The organism is Streptosporangium sp. NPDC023615, from assembly GCF_040640155.1.
Classification (GTDB): Bacteria; Actinomycetota; Actinomycetes; order Streptosporangiales; family Streptosporangiaceae; genus Streptosporangium.
Genome location: NZ_JBFABE010000073.1, coordinates 23,941 through 39,980, shown reverse-complemented (window position 1 = coordinate 39,980; position 16,040 = coordinate 23,941). Strand labels below are relative to the sequence as shown.

At 72.0% G+C, this 16,040-nt stretch carries 19 protein-coding genes; 8 read left to right on the top strand and 11 right to left on the bottom strand.

What is annotated here, in order from left to right; genetic code table 11:
• Positions 1-228: 228 nt before the first annotated feature.
• From AB0G16_RS32990 to AB0G16_RS32980, 3 genes are all read left to right on the top strand, one after another.
• Complete coding sequence (locus AB0G16_RS32990; protein ID WP_362813971.1) at positions 229-1,218, top strand: Clp protease N-terminal domain-containing protein; 990 nt, start codon at positions 229-231, stop codon at positions 1,216-1,218.
• Positions 1,215-1,622, top strand: a complete 408-nt coding sequence (locus AB0G16_RS32985) for a hypothetical protein (protein WP_362813969.1) — start codon at positions 1,215-1,217, stop codon at positions 1,620-1,622. Before AB0G16_RS32990 ends, AB0G16_RS32985 begins: the two co-directional genes overlap by 4 nt.
• A gap of 552 nt (positions 1,623-2,174) precedes the next feature.
• The gene (locus AB0G16_RS32980; protein ID WP_362813967.1) at positions 2,175-2,606 is read left to right on the top strand and encodes a DNA-binding protein; all 432 of its coding nucleotides are present in this window, start codon (positions 2,175-2,177) and stop codon (positions 2,604-2,606) included.
• A gap of 177 nt (positions 2,607-2,783) precedes the next feature.
• Here AB0G16_RS32980 and AB0G16_RS32975 read toward each other — a convergent pair whose 3' ends face one another.
• Positions 2,784-3,023, bottom strand: coding sequence for a hypothetical protein (locus AB0G16_RS32975; RefSeq protein ID WP_362813965.1), 240 nt, complete (start codon positions 3,021-3,023; stop codon positions 2,784-2,786).
• A 158-nt stretch (positions 3,024-3,181) separates the two neighbouring features.
• Here AB0G16_RS32975 and AB0G16_RS32970 point away from each other — a divergent pair, with 158 nt between their 5' ends.
• A complete protein-coding gene (locus AB0G16_RS32970) occupies positions 3,182-4,420 on the top strand; it encodes a histidine kinase (RefSeq protein ID WP_362813963.1) in 1,239 nt (412 codons plus the stop codon).
• Positions 4,421-4,430: 10 nt separating this feature from the next.
• A complete protein-coding gene (locus AB0G16_RS32965; protein ID WP_362813961.1) occupies positions 4,431-5,096 on the top strand; it encodes a response regulator transcription factor in 666 nt (221 codons plus the stop codon).
• Positions 5,097-5,144: 48 nt separating this feature from the next.
• Here AB0G16_RS32965 and AB0G16_RS32960 read toward each other — a convergent pair whose 3' ends face one another.
• From AB0G16_RS32960 to AB0G16_RS32950, 3 genes are read right to left on the bottom strand one after another with little or no spacing between them, the layout of a single operon-like run.
• Positions 5,145-5,894, bottom strand: a complete 750-nt coding sequence (locus AB0G16_RS32960; protein ID WP_362813959.1) for an ABC transporter permease — start codon at positions 5,892-5,894, stop codon at positions 5,145-5,147.
• The gene (locus AB0G16_RS32955; RefSeq protein WP_362813957.1) at positions 5,891-6,820 is read right to left on the bottom strand and encodes an ABC transporter ATP-binding protein; all 930 of its coding nucleotides are present in this window, start codon (positions 6,818-6,820) and stop codon (positions 5,891-5,893) included. The genes AB0G16_RS32960 and AB0G16_RS32955 overlap by 4 nt, the downstream gene beginning before the upstream one ends.
• Positions 6,817-7,104, bottom strand: a complete 288-nt coding sequence (locus AB0G16_RS32950) for an AbrB/MazE/SpoVT family DNA-binding domain-containing protein (RefSeq protein ID WP_362813955.1) — start codon at positions 7,102-7,104, stop codon at positions 6,817-6,819. Before AB0G16_RS32950 ends, AB0G16_RS32955 begins: the two co-directional genes overlap by 4 nt.
• 439 nt (positions 7,105-7,543) lie before the next feature.
• Between AB0G16_RS32950 and AB0G16_RS32945 the strand changes: the two genes are divergently transcribed.
• A complete protein-coding gene (locus AB0G16_RS32945) occupies positions 7,544-7,876 on the top strand; it encodes a hypothetical protein (RefSeq protein WP_362813953.1) in 333 nt (110 codons plus the stop codon).
• A 200-nt stretch (positions 7,877-8,076) separates the two neighbouring features.
• On the opposite strand, the gene AB0G16_RS32940 is transcribed toward AB0G16_RS32945, so the two are convergent.
• Together AB0G16_RS32940 and AB0G16_RS32935 are read right to left on the bottom strand one after the other, a co-directional pair.
• Entirely contained in the window at positions 8,077-9,324 is a 1,248-nt protein-coding gene (locus tag AB0G16_RS32940; protein WP_362813951.1) for a class I SAM-dependent RNA methyltransferase, read from the bottom strand.
• A gap of 65 nt (positions 9,325-9,389) precedes the next feature.
• Positions 9,390-11,477 (bottom strand): APC family permease, encoded by a 2,088-nt coding sequence (locus AB0G16_RS32935; protein ID WP_362813949.1) that lies wholly within the window; start codon positions 11,475-11,477, stop codon positions 9,390-9,392.
• Positions 11,478-11,592: 115 nt separating this feature from the next.
• On the opposite strand from AB0G16_RS32935, the gene AB0G16_RS32930 reads away from it, so the two are divergent.
• The gene (locus AB0G16_RS32930) at positions 11,593-12,258 is read left to right on the top strand and encodes a TrkA family potassium uptake protein (protein WP_362813947.1); all 666 of its coding nucleotides are present in this window, start codon (positions 11,593-11,595) and stop codon (positions 12,256-12,258) included.
• On the top strand, positions 12,258-12,929 hold the full coding sequence (locus AB0G16_RS32925) for a TrkA family potassium uptake protein (protein ID WP_362813945.1): 672 nt from the start codon (positions 12,258-12,260) through the stop codon (positions 12,927-12,929). The genes AB0G16_RS32930 and AB0G16_RS32925 overlap by 1 nt, the downstream gene beginning before the upstream one ends.
• A gap of 215 nt (positions 12,930-13,144) precedes the next feature.
• On the opposite strand, the gene AB0G16_RS32920 is transcribed toward AB0G16_RS32925, so the two are convergent.
• From AB0G16_RS32920 to AB0G16_RS32900, 5 genes are read right to left on the bottom strand one after another with little or no spacing between them, the layout of a single operon-like run.
• A complete protein-coding gene (locus AB0G16_RS32920; protein WP_362813975.1) occupies positions 13,145-13,837 on the bottom strand; it encodes a DUF3159 domain-containing protein in 693 nt (230 codons plus the stop codon).
• 33 nt (positions 13,838-13,870) lie between these two features.
• Positions 13,871-14,263, bottom strand: coding sequence for an OB-fold nucleic acid binding domain-containing protein (locus AB0G16_RS32915; protein WP_362813944.1), 393 nt, complete (start codon positions 14,261-14,263; stop codon positions 13,871-13,873).
• A 49-nt stretch (positions 14,264-14,312) separates the two neighbouring features.
• The gene (locus AB0G16_RS32910) at positions 14,313-14,987 is read right to left on the bottom strand and encodes a DUF3710 domain-containing protein (protein WP_362813942.1); all 675 of its coding nucleotides are present in this window, start codon (positions 14,985-14,987) and stop codon (positions 14,313-14,315) included.
• A 57-nt stretch (positions 14,988-15,044) separates the two neighbouring features.
• Positions 15,045-15,488 (bottom strand): dUTP diphosphatase, encoded by a 444-nt coding sequence (gene dut / locus AB0G16_RS32905; RefSeq protein WP_362813940.1) that lies wholly within the window; start codon positions 15,486-15,488, stop codon positions 15,045-15,047.
• Positions 15,485-16,036 carry a PaaI family thioesterase gene (locus AB0G16_RS32900; RefSeq protein ID WP_362813938.1) on the bottom strand — a complete coding sequence of 184 codons (552 nt, stop codon included), beginning with the start codon at positions 16,034-16,036 and terminating at the stop codon, positions 15,485-15,487. Before AB0G16_RS32900 ends, dut begins: the two co-directional genes overlap by 4 nt.
• Between the last annotated feature and the right edge of the window lie 4 nt (positions 16,037-16,040).

Sequence of the window (16,040 nt, the reverse complement as noted above, 5' to 3'; positions counted from 1 at the left end):
GCAGCATGCCGAACCCAACACCCACGATCAAACCAACCTAACGAAGTACTACTAGAGGAGTGTCTCCTCCGTCCCGCGAGTCGCTCGCCTCTCCGCGGGCGCCACGTGCCGGACCGGCCCCTTCCCTCCGAGCCGGCGCGCCTTCCCGTCGACACGATCACTGGACAAGCACCCCCCTATGGGGTTATGAATGGGGTATAACCCTTCCCTAACCCCAGAGGGGGCACAGTGCCCAAGATCAATGTCTACCTGCCCGACGAGCTGGCCGAGGCCGTGAAGAAGGCGGGTGTGCCGGTCTCGGCCGTCTGCCAGCGCGCCCTGGAGCAGGCCGTGAGGCGGGTGACCGCCATCCGGGAGACCACGCTCAGCGGCCCCGGCCTCGACGACCTGGCGGTGCGGCTGCCCAACTTCACCCCCCGCTCGCAGAGCGTGGTCAAACTGGCGGTGGATCAGGCACGGGCACTGGGCGTACCCGAGGTCGGCACCGAGCACCTGCTGGGCGGGATGCTCGCCGAGGGGACCAACCTGGCCCTCCACGTTCTCGGCGCGCTGGAGATAGACCCGAGGGAGGTGCGGCGCAGGCTCGACCGGCTGTCCTCCTCCGTCCAGGACACGTCCCCCCCGGCCGGGGAGCCCACCGGGTCCACCGGACCCGCCGGACCCACCGGACCCACCGGACCCACCGGACCCACCGGACCCGCCGGACCCATCGGGTCCACCGGGTCCACCGGGTCCGTCGGCGACTCCGGGACCACCGGCGCCGCCGCGACCGACGCGCCCCGGGCCACCGAAGCGACCCCCGGCACCACGGAAGACCCTCGGCGCACCGGGAACGCCGGAGCGGCTCTGGCCTTCAGCGCGTCGGCGGCGGCCGCGCTGGAGATGACCGTCACCGAGGCCACCTCGCTCGGCCACAACTACGTCGGCTGCGAGCACCTGCTGCTCGGGCTGATCGCCGAGCCCGACGGGGCCGCCGGACAGGTGCTCAGGGAGCTGGGCGCCGAGCACCGGCTGACCCGGCAGGCGGTCTCCGCCGCCCTCGCCGGGTACGTCCACCTGCGCGCCCAGGCCCCGGGGACGCCCCCCACCGCCCCCGTCCTGCCCGCCGGCGCGGCGAGCGCCGTGTCGGCGGCCGTCGGCGAGGCGCTGCGCCCCGTCCTGCTGAGGCTCGAACGGCTGGAGGAGCGTCTCGGGATGCGGGAGGAGGAGCGTCCGTGAACACCCCCTCTCCCCGGGGCGGGCCGCCCGGACAGGGCCCGCCCCGGCGGGAGGCCCCGGGCCCGGCGCACGACCTCGGCGCGGGCGACGTCCCCGCACGCGACCTCACCGCACGTGACGCCCTGGTACGCGACGCCCCTGCACGCGACGCCCTCGTACGCGACGCCCCTCCACGCGACGCGAGGGACCGCGGCGACCACGCGCCCGCGACGGCGCGTCCGGTCGCGGGCGCACTCGCCCGCCTGGTCGCGGGACTGGCCGTGGGAGTACTGGTGGGCATGGGCTCGGGAGCACCGGCGGGCCTGCTCGCGGGCATGGCGGCCGGTGTCGGTGCGGGTGTCTGCATATCGACATATCAGCGCAGAACAGAACATTTCAAAAGGTCGCCACGGGAAAACATCTGACGCCCCGCCCACCCACGTGTAAATCTGATCGCGTGCATTCCATCTCACCTCTCCCCCTCGCCGCCCCCACGCACCAGGCCGCGGCCGACCTGGCCGTACACCCCGTCCTGGCCGTCGCCGTCATCGCGACGGTCTTTTATCTCGTCTCCTGCAAGTTTCATCCGTACATGCGCTGCAAAACCTGCAACAGGTCAAAGGAGTCGCACTCCACGACCTTCAAGGGCGCATTCGGGAAATGCCGTTCCTGTAATGGAAAAGGGCACTCCGTCCGGTGGGGCGCCCGGTTTCTCGGCCACAAGGACTGACCGCGCGGCGGCCCTCGCGCGGTGAGGGCCCCGCGTCGGCGACAACGCACGGGCGGCCGACGGTGGCGCCGTCGGCGTCCGCACGGACGCCGGCGTCGAGGCCGCCGGCACGCGTGCCACCGTGGCGCCGTGGCTCCCCGACGGGTCGGCGAGCCGCCCTCCCCACCCCGAAGGGATCCACCGTGAGCACTCACACACGTTTGAACAAAAAGTTGAAAACAAGTTGTTTTCACGAGATGATGCATCCATGTCCGATGCGAACCTGTTCACCCGTCCCGATCCCGCGGTTCAGCGCGCGCGGCGCACCTACACCGCCCTGATGCACCTCGCCGAGCGGCACGCGGACACCCCCGAACGCCGGGCCCGGCAGATCCACCCGTCGGTGCCGTCGCCACACGAGGTGGTGCGACTCGTCACCGCCATGGCGGCCGGTTCGGCCCTTGCCGAGCCGGGGGAACCGGAGATCGACACCACCGACCTGATGGCCGCGCTGACCCTCGTACCGCAGGCGCGGGCCGAGCTCGACGCGACGGAGGCCGCCCTGTTGAAGATCGCGCGTGGTCGCGGGATGACGTGGCAGGACATCGCGTTCAGCCTCGGGTTGAGCACCCCGCAGGCCGCCCGGCAGCGTTACGAACGTCTGGAGGCACGCTCAGCACCGGATGCCGAGGCGACGTAGACCACCCTCGCCCTTTACAATGTAGATTTTTTCTCGGGGTCCGGCCGAGGGCCGGGGCCGTCTCCGGCCGGCGTGATCGCCCCGCCCGCGCGAGGCGGGGTCCGCCGCCCGACCCCGGCGCGGGCACGGACCTCGCTCGCGCCCGGGGCGCCGACGGTCCCGCCGGGGCCCGGGGGGTCATCCGCGCCCTCTCCGGGTGACCGCGCGACCGGCCGCGCCGAGCGCGAGACCAAGGACGATCATGATGACGTAGCTGTAGATCTCGTAGCCGTCGGGGGCGAGGAAGCGGACGAAGCCCATGAAGTGGATCCAGCCGAGCCACTCGTGCAGGAGGCCGCTCACGCCGCCGACGACGAGGACGAAGCACAGCAGGCCGAACAGGGCCGCCAGGGGGGACCTGGGGTCGGAAGAGGTCATGACCCGACGCTAGGCGCGCGGCACCGGGCACCGGATCGGGCCCAGGACGGCCGGACGGTGACCAAGGTCGGCGGCAGGCGGCCGAAGGGTCGTACTTAAGTATCCCGCCACGGCGGCGGGGTCCGGTCGCGGGCGGGGGCCGCGTAGATTTCCGAAGTATGCGCCGCATCCACCGCACCCCCCGCGACTGGGTCGCCGACCTGGCACTGTTCCTCTTCGCCGCCTGCTTCGCCGCCCTCAGCGCGCCGTCCGTACCGGTCCCGGCGGACCTCGATCCCCTGTGGCGGGACGTCGACCAGGTGATCGGCGGGCTGGGGTGCGCGGCGGTGCTGCTGCGGCGGCGCTGGCCGGTGCCGCTGGCGGTGGCGGTGCTGCTGGCGGGCACCCAGGCGCACTACCTGGTCGGCCCGACGATGGTGGCGGTGTTCACGGTGGCCGCGACCCGGCCGTGGAGGGTCACGGCGTGGGTGGTGGCACTGGCCTTCGCCCCGCTGCCCGTCTTCCTGTGGCGGCTGGCGGAGCTGCCCGAGGACCACGCGAGCTCGGCACTGACGTACTTCGCGTTGATCGCCGGAGCCATCGGGTGGGGGCTGTTCCGGCGCTCCCGGCGGCAGCTGATCGCCTCCCTGCGCGAGCGCGCCGAACTGGCCGAGGCGGGCGCGGAGCTGCGCGCCGAATGGGCCCGGCGGCAGACACGAGAGGAGATCGCCCGCGAGATGCACGACGTGCTCGGGCACCGGTTGTCGCTGCTGAGCGTGCACGCGGGGGCGCTGGAGTTCAACCCGGGCGCGTCCGCGGAGGAGATCGCGAGGGCCGCCGGGGTGATCCGGGAGAGCGCCCACCTGGCCATGCGCGACCTTCGCGAGGTGATCGGGGTGCTGCGGGCCGGGCCCGAGGAGGGCGGGCGGCCACAGCCGGAACTGGCGGACCTGGCCCGGCTGGTGGCGGAGGCGAGGGCGACGGGCGGCCGGATCGAGCTGACCGGGCCTCCGGAAGGGCCGGTGCCACCGCCCGCGGTGGGGCGTACGGCGTACCGGATCGTGCAGGAGGCGCTGACCAACGCGCGCAAGCACGCGCCCGGCGCGGCGGTCGCGGTGGAGGTGACCGGGAACCCGGCGGGCAGGCTGGCGGTGGAGGTGCGCAACACGCCGCCGCCCGGCCCGGTCCCCGGCGGGGACGACGACGGGAGCAGAAGCGGAGGCGGGAGGGGGGACGGAGGCAGGGGCGGGGGCGGCGGGCAGGGGCTGATCGGGCTCGCCGAACGGGCCCGCCTGACGGGCGGCGCGCTGACGGCCGGGCCCGCCGACGGCGGGTTCCGGGTCCGCGCCTGGCTCCCCTGGCCCGCCACCGAGACCGAGGCCGAGGCCGAGGCCGTGGCCGTCACGGGCCGGGAATGAGGGGACGAGGATGATCCGCGTCCTGCTGGTCGACGACGACGCGATCGTGCGGGCCGGATTGCGCCTGATGCTGGGCGGCGCCCCGGACGTCGAGGTCGTCGCGGAGGCCGCCGACGGGGCCGAGGTGCCCGCGCTGGTCTCCGCGCACCGGCCCGACCTGGTGCTGATGGACATCAGGATGCCGGGCGTCGACGGGCTGACCGCCACCAGGGCGCTCCGGGCCCGGCCCGGCGCCCCGGAGGTGCTGGTCCTGACCACCTTCCACACCGACGCGAACGTACTGCGGGCGCTGCGCGCCGGCGCGGCCGGGTTCCTCCTCAAGGACACCGCCCCGCAGGACATCGTCACGGCCATCCGGACGGTGGCCGGCGGAGACCCGGTGCTCTCCCCCGCCGTCACCCGCCGGCTCATCGAGCAGGTGACCGACGGCCCGGGACAGGACGACCGGGCCGCCGCCACCGCCCGTGCCCGGCTGGCGCTGCTGGCCGGGCGGGAACGGGAGGTGGCCCTGGCGGTCGGGCGCGGCCGCTCCAACGCGGAGATCGCGCGGGAGCTGCACCTGGCGCTGCCGACGGTGAAGGCGCACGTGTCACGGATCCTGACCCGGCTGGGACTCAACAACCGCGTCCAGATCGCCCTGCTGGTCCACGAGGCGGGCGTACCGGAGGATGGGTGAGATCGGCCCCCGCGGGCGAGGACCTCCCGGTCCTCCCCGTCACGATGATCAGTTCCGTTCCCAGCGGAAGAGCACCGTCGCCAGGGCGCCGAACACGACGATCATGGCGCCGAGCACCCCGAGCGGGAGCAGCAGCGCCGACCACCCCTGGCCTTCCCACAGGCCCTGTACGAGGTCGGCGAAGTGCCGCACGGGAGAGAAGTTCATGATCTTCCGCACGCCGTCGGGCATGCTCTCCAGGGGGATGAAGGCTCCCGAGGAGATCATGAGCAGGAGCATCAGCAGGTTGCCGATCCCGGTGGCCGCGCCGGAGGACGGATAGATCCCGGCGAGCGCGTAGCCGAGCGCGAGGAAGGCGACGAGTCCCAGGGCCGCGGCCGCCAGCACCGCGGCGAGCCGGTCGGGCAGGGCGACGCCGAAGACGAGCCATCCCACGGCGAGCGCCGCGACCATGCTGATCATGCCGATCAGGAAGTTCACGGTCAGGTCCGCGGCGATGAAGGTGCCCGGCCGCAGCGGAGTGAGCCGAAGCCGGCGCAGGGCACCGCTCTCGCGCAGGGTCAGGTGGCCCACCGGGACCAGCAGGACTCCGGTGATCGCCAGTACCAGGGAGGGGAACGCCGGGAGGGTGGCCTCGATGAAGCTGCGCCCGCCGAAGGCGGGGTCGGGCCCGTCGTCGAAGACGAAGCCGAGGATGAGCACGAGGGCGGGGGCGAAGACGACGGCGAAGAACAGACCGACCGGTTCCCGAAGCAGGGAGCGGAACAGGGTGACGGAGAGCGCCCCATAGCCCTTCACGACGGTGCCCCGCTTCGCATGTGGCGGCCCGTGAGGTTGAGGAACACGTCCTCCAGCCCCGGGGAGGTGGCCCGCAGGTCGGCTATCCGTATGTCGCGGGCGGTCAGATCGGTGAGGACGTCCTGCAGGAAGCCGCCGGTGCCCTGCACGGTCAGATACTTCCGGTCCGGTTGCGCGACGGTCACCGTGTCGATCCGTTTCAGTTCGAGCTCCAGTCCCGCGGGGGCCTGCCGGGTGAGGACCAGGCGCGCCGTGGCGTCTCCCGCGTGGTCGCGTATGAGGGCGGGCACGGTGTCCAGCGCGATGAGCCGGCCGTGGTCGATGATGCCCACCCGGTCGCACAGGTGCTCGGCCTCCTCCATGTAGTGCGTGGTGAGCACCACGGTGGTCCCCCGGTTCCGGACCGTCTCGACGACCTCCCACATCGCCAGCCGTGCCTGCGGGTCCAGGGCGGTGGTCAGCTCGTCGAGGAACACCACCTCGGGCTCGTGAAGCAGGGCCAGGGCGATGAAGACCCGCTGCCGCTCGCCTCCGGAGAGACGGTCGACCCTGGTTCGCCGCCTGCCGTCGATGCCCAGCGTGGTCAGGAGTTCCCGCCACGGGACCGGGTCGTCGTAGAGGGCCGAGAACAGGCGCATCGCCTCTTCCACGGTGATCCGCGGGGGCAGCGCCGCGCTCTGCAACTGCACGCCGGTGAGCCGGGTCAGCTCGTGCCGGTCGGCGATCGGGTGACGGCCGAGCACGCTGATGCGCCCGGACGTCGGCCGGTCCAGTCCTTCGACGCAGTTCAGCAGCGTGGTCTTGCCTGCCCCGTTGGGTCCGATGAGGCCGAAGATCTCGCCCTCGGTCACCTGGAACGACACACCGTCGAGGGCGGTGACGTCGCCGAACCGGCGCACCACCTCCTCGCACTCGACGACGCTCACGACCGCCCGCCTCCTCGGCCGGTGTCCTCCTCCTTCGAGGCGGGCGGCGCTCCGGCGGCCGGAGGCATCGCCTGTTCGACGAAACGGTCGAAGACGTCCTGACGCACGATCGCGATCCCCTGTTCGACATCGGCGAGCAGCAGCAGCGTGTCCCCGGGGCGGATCCCGAACAGATCCCGCGCCCCCTTCGGGATCACGATCTGCCCCTTCTCCCCGACCTTCACCGTGGCGGCGAACTTCCCCGGGGCGGGCGGCAACTCCTCTGGACTCACAACATACTCCAACCGTTCATACCTTTCCCACAAGTATAACTAGTTTTCCTTTTCGTACGACGTAACGACCGGCTCCGGCGTGCCGCGGGACCTCGGCGTACCGCGGAACCTCGACGTGTCCGAGAACGGGGACGGCTCCGCCGCGACGGGTTCCGGCGTCCGTGATCGCGCGTCCCGTGCGCGAAGGCACCGAAAGCACCTGCCGTCCGTTCGACCGGGCCCGCTCGATCGTGGTACGCCCAGCTCCGACCCGCCGTGACACGCCGACGGAACAAGAAACCGCAGGTCAGGGCATAGAAAAAGATGACACGCAGTAAATGAGTGTCCATATCAGGACACATCCGTGACGTTCGGCTTCCATCGGGCAAGGCGTCTGAGCCGCCCGCGCGGAGCCGGCGCCCAGCCGGCAGCGGTGATGATCAGAAAGCGACGCGAGAAGAGAGGATCCGTCATGAGGACGTCCATGCCCACCGGCCGGAAGGCCGGGCTCGCACTGATGGCGACAACCCTGGTGGGAGGGCTGGTGGCCACCGCCCCGCCGGCCGGTGCCGCCAGCTGGAACTGCCGGGTGGTCACCGCACAGGACGTGCGGTGGTTCGCCTCCTCGACCGGAAGCGCGACCAGCCCTCCGCACACCCTGTACAACGGCTACCTGTTCAAGAGCTTCGGCGTGTCCAACGGCCGCTACAGCGCGCAGATCGTCTACCCCCACGCGGCCGCCGGCTGGGTGACCGCCGACAGCCAGTACGTGTCGCGCGTGCCCGACAGCACCTGCAACTGGTGACGTCGGCCCGTTCGCGGCGGGCAGGGTGACCGCCGGCCCCCGGACACCGGGGCCACGTCCGGGGGGCGGCGGCCCCGCGACCGGGCCGGCGACGGCGCGTTTCCGTGATCTCGCGTCACCCATGCGTCATGATCTTGGTTCAACGGGGTGTGCCCTGGGTTCGGTGAGACACCGTCCACGGCACTCCCGCCGGTCGGAGCCTAGACCGACGCTCCGGTCAGCAGCGCCACGCACTCCACGTGGTGGGTCATCGGGAAGGCGTCGAAGGCGCGCAGGTCGGTGAGGGGGTAGCCGCGCTCGGCGAACCAGGCCAGGTCCCTGGCGAGGGTGGCCGGGTCGCAGGAGACGTACACGATCCGGCTGGCCCGCAGGTCGCTCAGGCCGGCGACGACGTCGCGGCCGAGGCCCGCCCGGGGCGGGTCGACCACGACCAGGTCGGCGCGCTCGATGCCGAAGCGCTCCAGGGCGTTCTCCACCCGGCCCCTGGCGAAACGGGCCTGGGGCAGGTCGCGCAGGTTGCGCTCGGCGTCGCGGACGGCGACGGACTCGGACTCCACCCCGTACACGGCGCCCTCGGGACCGACCGCCTCGGCCAGCCCGGCGGCGAACAGGCCGACGCCGCAGTAGAGGTCCAGCGCCCACTCCCCCGGCCGCGGCGCGGCGAACGTCAGGACGGCGTCCAGCAGGGTGGCCGCCGCCCCCGGGTGGACCTGCCAGAAACCGCTGCCGGTCACCTGGAAGTCGCGCTCACCGACGCGTTCGACCAGGTGGTTCCGGCCGTGCACGACGCGGCTGCGGCCCTTGCCCTCGTCGACGAAGACCGCCACGCTCGTGTCGATGTCGGGCACGGCCACCGTACGCCGGGGCTTGGGGGCGATCACGACCGCCTGGTCCCCGGTGCTGGAGGCGATGACCTCGACCGACGAGGCGTTGCGCCAGTTCATGATCTCGGCGCCGACGTTCTCCACCTCTGGGTGGGCGATCAGGCAGAGGTCCACCGGCTGGATGTCGTGGGAGCGGTGGCGGCGCAGGCCGAGGCCGCCCTCGCGGTCGACGGCGAACTGGACCCGGGTGCGCCAGCCGAGCCCGTCGGGGGCCCCGGGGACCTCCTCCACGGTCCCCTTCCAGTCGATCCCGGCCAGGCGGGAGAGCTGCTCGGCCACCACGTCGGCCTTGAGGCGGCGCTGGGCGTCCAGCGAGGCGTGCTGCCAGTCGCAGCCACCGCACAGCCCCGGGCCGGCGAACGGGCACGGCGGGGTCACCCGGTCGGCCGAGGCTTCCAGGATCTCCACGGCGTCGGCCCGCAGGAACCGGGAGGTCTCCTCGGTGATCTCGGCCATGACGCGCTCGCCGGGCAGGGCGTGCCGCACGAAGACGACCCGGCCGTCGTGACGGGCGACGCACCAGCCACCGTGCGCAACCGGTCCCACCGTCAGTTCGATCGCCATTGGCCGCTGCCCCCAGAATTCGTCGTCGGTCGAGCCTCCTCGCGCTCGAGAGCGCATACGAAAGGTTATGCCTTGACGTCCTCGTCCCGGACCGCGTCGGGTCCGGTCGCGTCGGGACCGGCCGCCTCCGGACCGGCCGCGGCCGGGCGGGCGCGGCGTGCCGAGCCGGGCGCGAAGGGCTCGGGGCGGCCCTTGAGCCGGTCGGAGGAGTGCAACTGCCAGGGCACGCTGATGACCATGACACCGGGCTGGAAGAGCAGGCGGCCCTTGAGCCGCAGCGCGCTCTGGTTGTGCAGCAGGTGCTCCCACCAGTGGCCCACGACGTACTCGGGGATGTAGACGCTCACCACGTCGCGGGGCGAGCGGCGGCGCAGCGACTTGACGTACTCCAGGATCGGCCGGGTGATCTCGCGGTAGGGCGAGTCGAGCATCTTCAGCGGCACCTGGATGCCGCGCCGCTCCCACTCCTCCTGAAGCGCCCTGGCCTCGGGGCCCTCGACCCCCACGGTGATCGCCTCCAGCTTGGAGGGGCGGGTGGCGCGGGCGTAGGCGAGGGCGCGCAGGGTCGGCTTGTGGATCTTGGAGACCAGGACGATGGCGTGGTTGCGCGCGGGCAGCATCGACGCGGTCAGTTCGGTGTCCTCGTCGACGGCGAGCTCCCGGGCGACGTTCTCGTAGTGCCCGTGGATGCCCTTCATCATCAGGAACAGCACCGGCATGGCCACGCAGACGATCCACGCCCCGTGGGTGAACTTGGTGACCAGCACCACCACCAGCACCACGCCGGTCATCACGCCGCCGAAGAAGTTGATGGTCCGCGAGCGGTGCATCCGGTGCCGGACCCTGGGGTCCTCCTCGGTCGCCAGGTGCCGGGTCCAGTGCCGGACCATGCCGATCTGGCTCAGCGTGAACGACACGAAGACGCCCACGATGTAGAGGTTCAGCAGGCGGCTGACGTCGGCCTCGAACCCCCACAGCAGCAGGCAGGCCGCGGCGGCGAGGATCACGATGCCGTTGGAGAAGGCGAGCCGGTCGCCCCGGGTGTGGAGCTGGCGGGGCAGGTAGCGGTCCTGGGCCAGGATCGAGCCGAGCACCGGGAAGCCGTTGAAGGCGGTGTTGGCCGCCAGGAAGAGGATCAGCGCGGTGACGGCGGAGATGGCGAAGAAGGGGAGCGAGCCGCCGCCGAAGACCGCGTCGGCCACCTGGGCGATGATCGGCTGCTGGTAGTAGTCGGGGCCGGCCGGTCGCCCGTCGATGAGCACGTCCCGGAAGGCCACCGAGGGTTCGGCGACCTTCACCCCCGAGGCCAGCCCGAGGGAGATGATCCCGATGAACATCGTCACCGAGACCAGGCCCATCATCAGCAGCGTGCTCGCGGCGTTCTTGCTCTTCGGCTTGCGGAAGGCGGGCACGCCGTTGCTGATCGCCTCGACGCCGGTGAGCGCGGCGCAGCCCGAGGAGAACGCGCGCAGGATCAGGAAGGCCGCGGCGAAGGCGGTGAGGTCGGACTGCTCGGCGATGATCTGGTAGTCGGCGGTGGGGGCGCGCAGCTCGTCGCCCAGGACGAGGACCCGGAAGCCGCCCCAGGCGACCAGGCCGAGGACGGCGAACATGAAGGCGTAGGTGGGGACGGCGAAGGCCGCCCCCGACTCGCGGATGCCCCGCAGGTTCACCAGCGTCAGCAGCACCACGATGACGATCGCGACCAGCGGCTTGTGCTCGGCGACGTAGGGGATGGTGGCGCCCACGTAGTCGACGCCGTTGGCGACCGACACCGCGACGGTCAGCACGTAGTCGACCATCAGGGCGCTGGCCACGGTCAGGCCGGCGTTGGGGCCCAGGTTGACGGTGGCGACCTCGTAGTCGCCGCCCCCGCTGGGATAGGCGTGCACGTTCTGCCGGTACGACGCCACCACGGTGAGCATGACCACCACGACGGCCAGGGCGACCCAGGGGCTGAAGTGGTAGAAGGAGATCCCGGCCAGGGAGAGGATGACGAGGATCTCCTGGGGGGCGTAGGCCACCGAGGAGAGCGCGTCGCTCGCGAAGACCGGCAGCGCGATGCGCTTGGGGAGCAGTTGCTCGTGCAGCTGCGTACTGCGCAGCGCTCGCCCGATGAACAGGCGTTTGACAAGGTCCGTCACCTTCGACACGTCTGCCGATGCTAGCCCCTAATCTCGGGGCGGCCGACGCGGCACTCCCGGAGCGGGCCATACTGGCTGAATACATCGGGAACAAGATCCGCCTCACAGCGACCGGCGGGGGAGCATGCATATCGTGATCATGGGGTGTGGCCGGGTGGGTTCGACCCTGGCGCACATCCTGGAGGACAGCGGCCACTCGGTCGCGATCATCGACCGTGACCCGCAGGCGTTCCGCCGGCTGCGGGCGGGGTTCCGAGGTCGCAGGGTGACCGGGATCGGCTTCGACCGGGACGTCCTCGAGGAGGCCGGCATCGAGGCCGCGGGCGCCTACGTGGCGGTCAGCAGCGGCGACAACTCGAACATCATCTCCGCCAGGGTCGCCCGCGAGACGTTCGGCGTGGACAACGTGGTCGCCAGGATCTACGACTCCCGGCGCGCCGAGGTCTACCAGCGACTGGGCATCCCCACGGTGGCCACGGTCCGCTGGACCGCCGACCAGATCCTGCGCCGCGTGCTGCCGGAGGGGGCCGAGCCGCTCTGGCGCGATCCCAGCGGGCGCGTGGTGCTGGCGGAGGTCGCCTACCACCCCGGCTGGGTCGGCACCCCGGCCCGGGTCCTGGAGGCCGCCGCGGGCACCCGCCTGGCGTTCGTCAACCGGATGGGCGAGACCCTGCTGCCCCGGACCGACTCGGTGGTGCAGGAGGGCGACGTGCTGCACGTCCTGGCTGTCGAGACCGACATGGACCGCATCAACAAGGTGCTGTCCTCGGGCCCCGAGGAGGAGCACTGATGCGCGTCACCATCGCCGGCGCGGGAGCGGTCGGCCGCTCGATCGCCGCCGAGCTCCTGGAGAACGGCCACCAGGTCCTGCTCGTCGACATCGACCCCAAGGCCATCAAGATCGACACGGTGCCGAGGGCGGAGTGGCTGCTCGCGGACGCCTGCGAGATCTCCTCGCTGGACGAGGCGGGCCTGGCCGACTGCCACGTGGTCGTCGCCGCCAGCGGCGACGACAAGGTCAACCTCGTGGTCTCGCTGCTGGCCAAGACCGAGTACGGGGTGCCCCGGGTGGTGGCCAGGATCAACCACCCCAAGAACGAGTGGCTGTTCAACGAGTCGTGGGGCGTGGACGTGGCCGTGTCGACCCCGCGCCTGCTCAGCGCGCTGGTCGAGGAGGCGGTCAGCGTCGGCGACCTGGTGCGCCTGATGACCTTCCGCCAGGGGCAGGCCAACCTGGTCGAGCTCACCCTGCCCGAGGACGCGCCGGTCGTCGGCCAGCGCGCCGGGTCGGTGCCCTGGCCCGACGACACCGCCCTGGTCGCGATCCTGCGCGAGGGCCGGGTGCTGGTGCCCACCGCCGACGACCCGCTGGAGGCCGGTGACGAGCTGATGTTCGTCGCCAGCCAGGAGGTCGAGGAGGAGCTGGCGGAGCTGCTGTCCCCGCACCGCACGCCGCGCTGAGACTCAACCGCACGTCCGGGCCGGGCCGCACCGCACGTCCGGACCGGGCCGCACACGCCCGAGCCGGGGGCATCCCCGGCCGGACCCGCGGGCCGGGAACCCGTCCCCGGACGAGACCGGCCCTGCCGGCTCCCCGGCCTGGACCCACCTCTGAGCGAGGCCGGCTCTCCGGGCCCGTCCTCCGGCCAGAAGGCCTCGGGTCAGGAGGCCTCGGGTCAGGAGGCCTCGGGTCGGGAGGCCTCGGGTCGGGAGGCCTCGGGTCGCACCGGGGTCCGGCCGCGGGCCAGCAGCCACACCATGGCGGTCAGCGCCGCGATCTGGAGCGGCCAGCCCATCACGATCTTGAGAATGCCCAGCTCGACGACGGCCTGGTCCCCGCCGATCAGGTAGACGGGGAGCTGGACCGCCACCCGGATCACGCAGGGGAGCATCAGCAGCCAGGTGAGCTTGGTGCAGAGCTTCACCACCGCCGGGTCGGCGCGCCAGGCGGTCGGATCACCCGTGACGGAACCGATCATGAAACCCACCAGCGGCCAGCGGGTGACGATCGACAGCAGCATGGCCACCGAGTAGCCGGCGTTGTAGAGGATGCCGGGCAGGAAGACGTCCTCGGCCTGGCCGCTGCGCGAGGCGAAGAACGCGCCGATGCCGATGCCGATCAGGCTGTTGATCACGAACTGCGGCGTCGAGCGCTGCACCAGCCTCACGGCGAGCAGGAGCACCGCGGCCCCGATGCTGACCATGAGGGAGAGCCTCAGGTCCGAGGTGGTGATCCACATGCCGGTGAAGGCGATGGTCGGAACGGCGGCCTCCACGACACCCCGCATCCCGCCGAACGCCTTGGCGAGCTGGCTGCGGAGCACGGCTTCCACCGTGTCGTGCGCGGCGGTCTCCTCGCTGGTGGTCATCTCTTCGTTCACCGTCTCGTGGTCGACGATCGCTCACGCACCGGCGGCCGGGCGCAGCTCGTATCTGGGATTGAACATGACCTTGCGTCCATCCTGCATGCTGACGAGTCCTTCGGCCAGCACCAGGCGGCCGGGTTCGATGCCCGCGATCCTCCTGCGGCCCAGCCAGATCAGGTCGATCACGTCGGAGCCGTCGTAGAGCTCGGCCTCCAGCGCCGGCGCGCCCCCGCGGGGGCGCAGCGTCACCGTCCGCAGGGTGCCGGTGACGCAGAACCGGCGGCGCCCTCCGCACGAGACGATGGCGGTGGCGCCGTGACGGTCGAGGTCCTGCTGGAGTTCGTCGGCCTCCAGCTCCGCCTGACCGGCGGTCAGGCGGCGGAGGAAGCCTCGCAGGCCGCCCTGTTCATGCGGTTCCTGAGAACCCACGGACCTCTCCTTCACATACGAGTCGCATCAGGGTACGCGATCCGGCCCGTCAGCGAAGCTCGGCGATCTCCGGCCCGCGGCCGAAGGGGTTGAGGTCGGGTTTGTCGTTCTTGCCGCCCTGCTGCTCCACGGCCTGCCTGGCCTCGGGCGGCAGTCGCAGTTCGATCGCCTCCTTGGGAGCCATCGGCTCGTCCCCGCGTACCACGACTATGTCCCGGACGACACCCTCCAGGGTGGCGGCGGAGTCGGCGCCCTGGGCGGCGCGCCCGCTGATCACCGCGCGCAGGAACCAGCGCGGCCCGTCCACGCCGATGTAGCGGACCGGCTGCTCGCCGCCCTCCGCGGGGATCCTGGCGGCCAGCTCGACGCCGAAGGGTCCCTCCCGCTCCTCGGCGGTGCCTCCGGCGCTCTTGACCCCCTCGGCCAGTTCCGCCCTGACCTCGTCCCAGATGCCGCTCCGCTTGGGCGCCGCGAACGCGTGCACCTGCAGGGCGCTCTCGTCGTACAGCACCACCGCGCCGACGATCTGCTCCCCGGCCAGGTTGAGCTGGATCTCGAAACCGGCGTCGACGGGCAGGCGCATCCCGCCGAGGTCGACCCTCTCCCGCTCCGGGTACGGCTCCTCGGAGTCCCACGGACCCGACTCCCGCGTCGGGGCCTGCTCGGCCTCCTCCACCTCGGCCTTGACGGCCGGGGACTCCTCACGACGGCGACGTCGGAACACTTTCCTCACGCTCCTTGAAGATTCACTGGTCAATCGTCCCCTGTGCTGCCGGCACGGTCACCGGCCGGTGGACCCGAACCCGCCGGCGCCCCGTGCCGAGCCGGGCAGCCTGCCCACCTCGTGGAACACCGCCCGCTCCACCTTCTGGATCACCAGCTGCGCGATGCGGTCCCCCCTTCGCAGCCGTACGGCGTCCTTGGTGTCGGTGTTGATCAGCGTCACCCTGATCTCGCCCCGGTACCCGGCGTCCACGGTGCCGGGCGCGTTGACGAGCGTCACGCCGTGCTGGACGGCCAGGCCCGAACGCGGGTGGACGAACGCGGCGTACCCGTCGGGCAGCGCGATCGCCACCCCGGTTCCGACCACGGCCCGCTCCCCGGGCAGGAGCTCGACGTCCTCGGCCGCGCGCAGGTCCGCGCCCGCGTCGCCCGGATGGGCGTACGACGGCGGCGGCAGATCCGCGTCGAGCCGGTGGATCAACACCTCGACGGTGTGGGTCACGGGTTCACCTCGTACTCGTGGTGCTCGTCGGTGATCGCCTGGCCGCCGTGCCGCTCGAAGTGCTCCATGCCCACCTCGATGAACAGCGCCGCGGCCCGCACGGCGACCGGGCCGTCCGCGGAACCGATCCGGCCCTCAGCCTCAAGGTACGCCTTCCGGCCGGACATGCCGTTGCACCAGGCGCGCAGATACAGCTCGGTGCCCACCGGAACCGGGACGAGATAGTCGGTCTCCAGCCGCCCGGTGACGTAGGGCCGGCGGAAGAGCCAGACGGACATGCCGATGACCTCGTCCATCGCGGCGGCGAGCACGCCGCCGTGCGCCAGGCCCGGCGCCCCCTGGTGGCTCTCCCCCACGGTGAAGGCGGCCTCGACGGTGATCCCGTCAGGGGTCGTGGCGGTCAGGTGCAGGCCGGTGGGGTGGTCGCTCCCGCAGCCGAAACAGCGGCTGTAGTGGGGCCCGAGCGGGGATCCGGGGGCGGGACCGCCGGGAAGCGGGCCCGGACGGACCGCGTCCGGCGGGGGAGTGGTCACGGTGGAACGGGTCACGGGG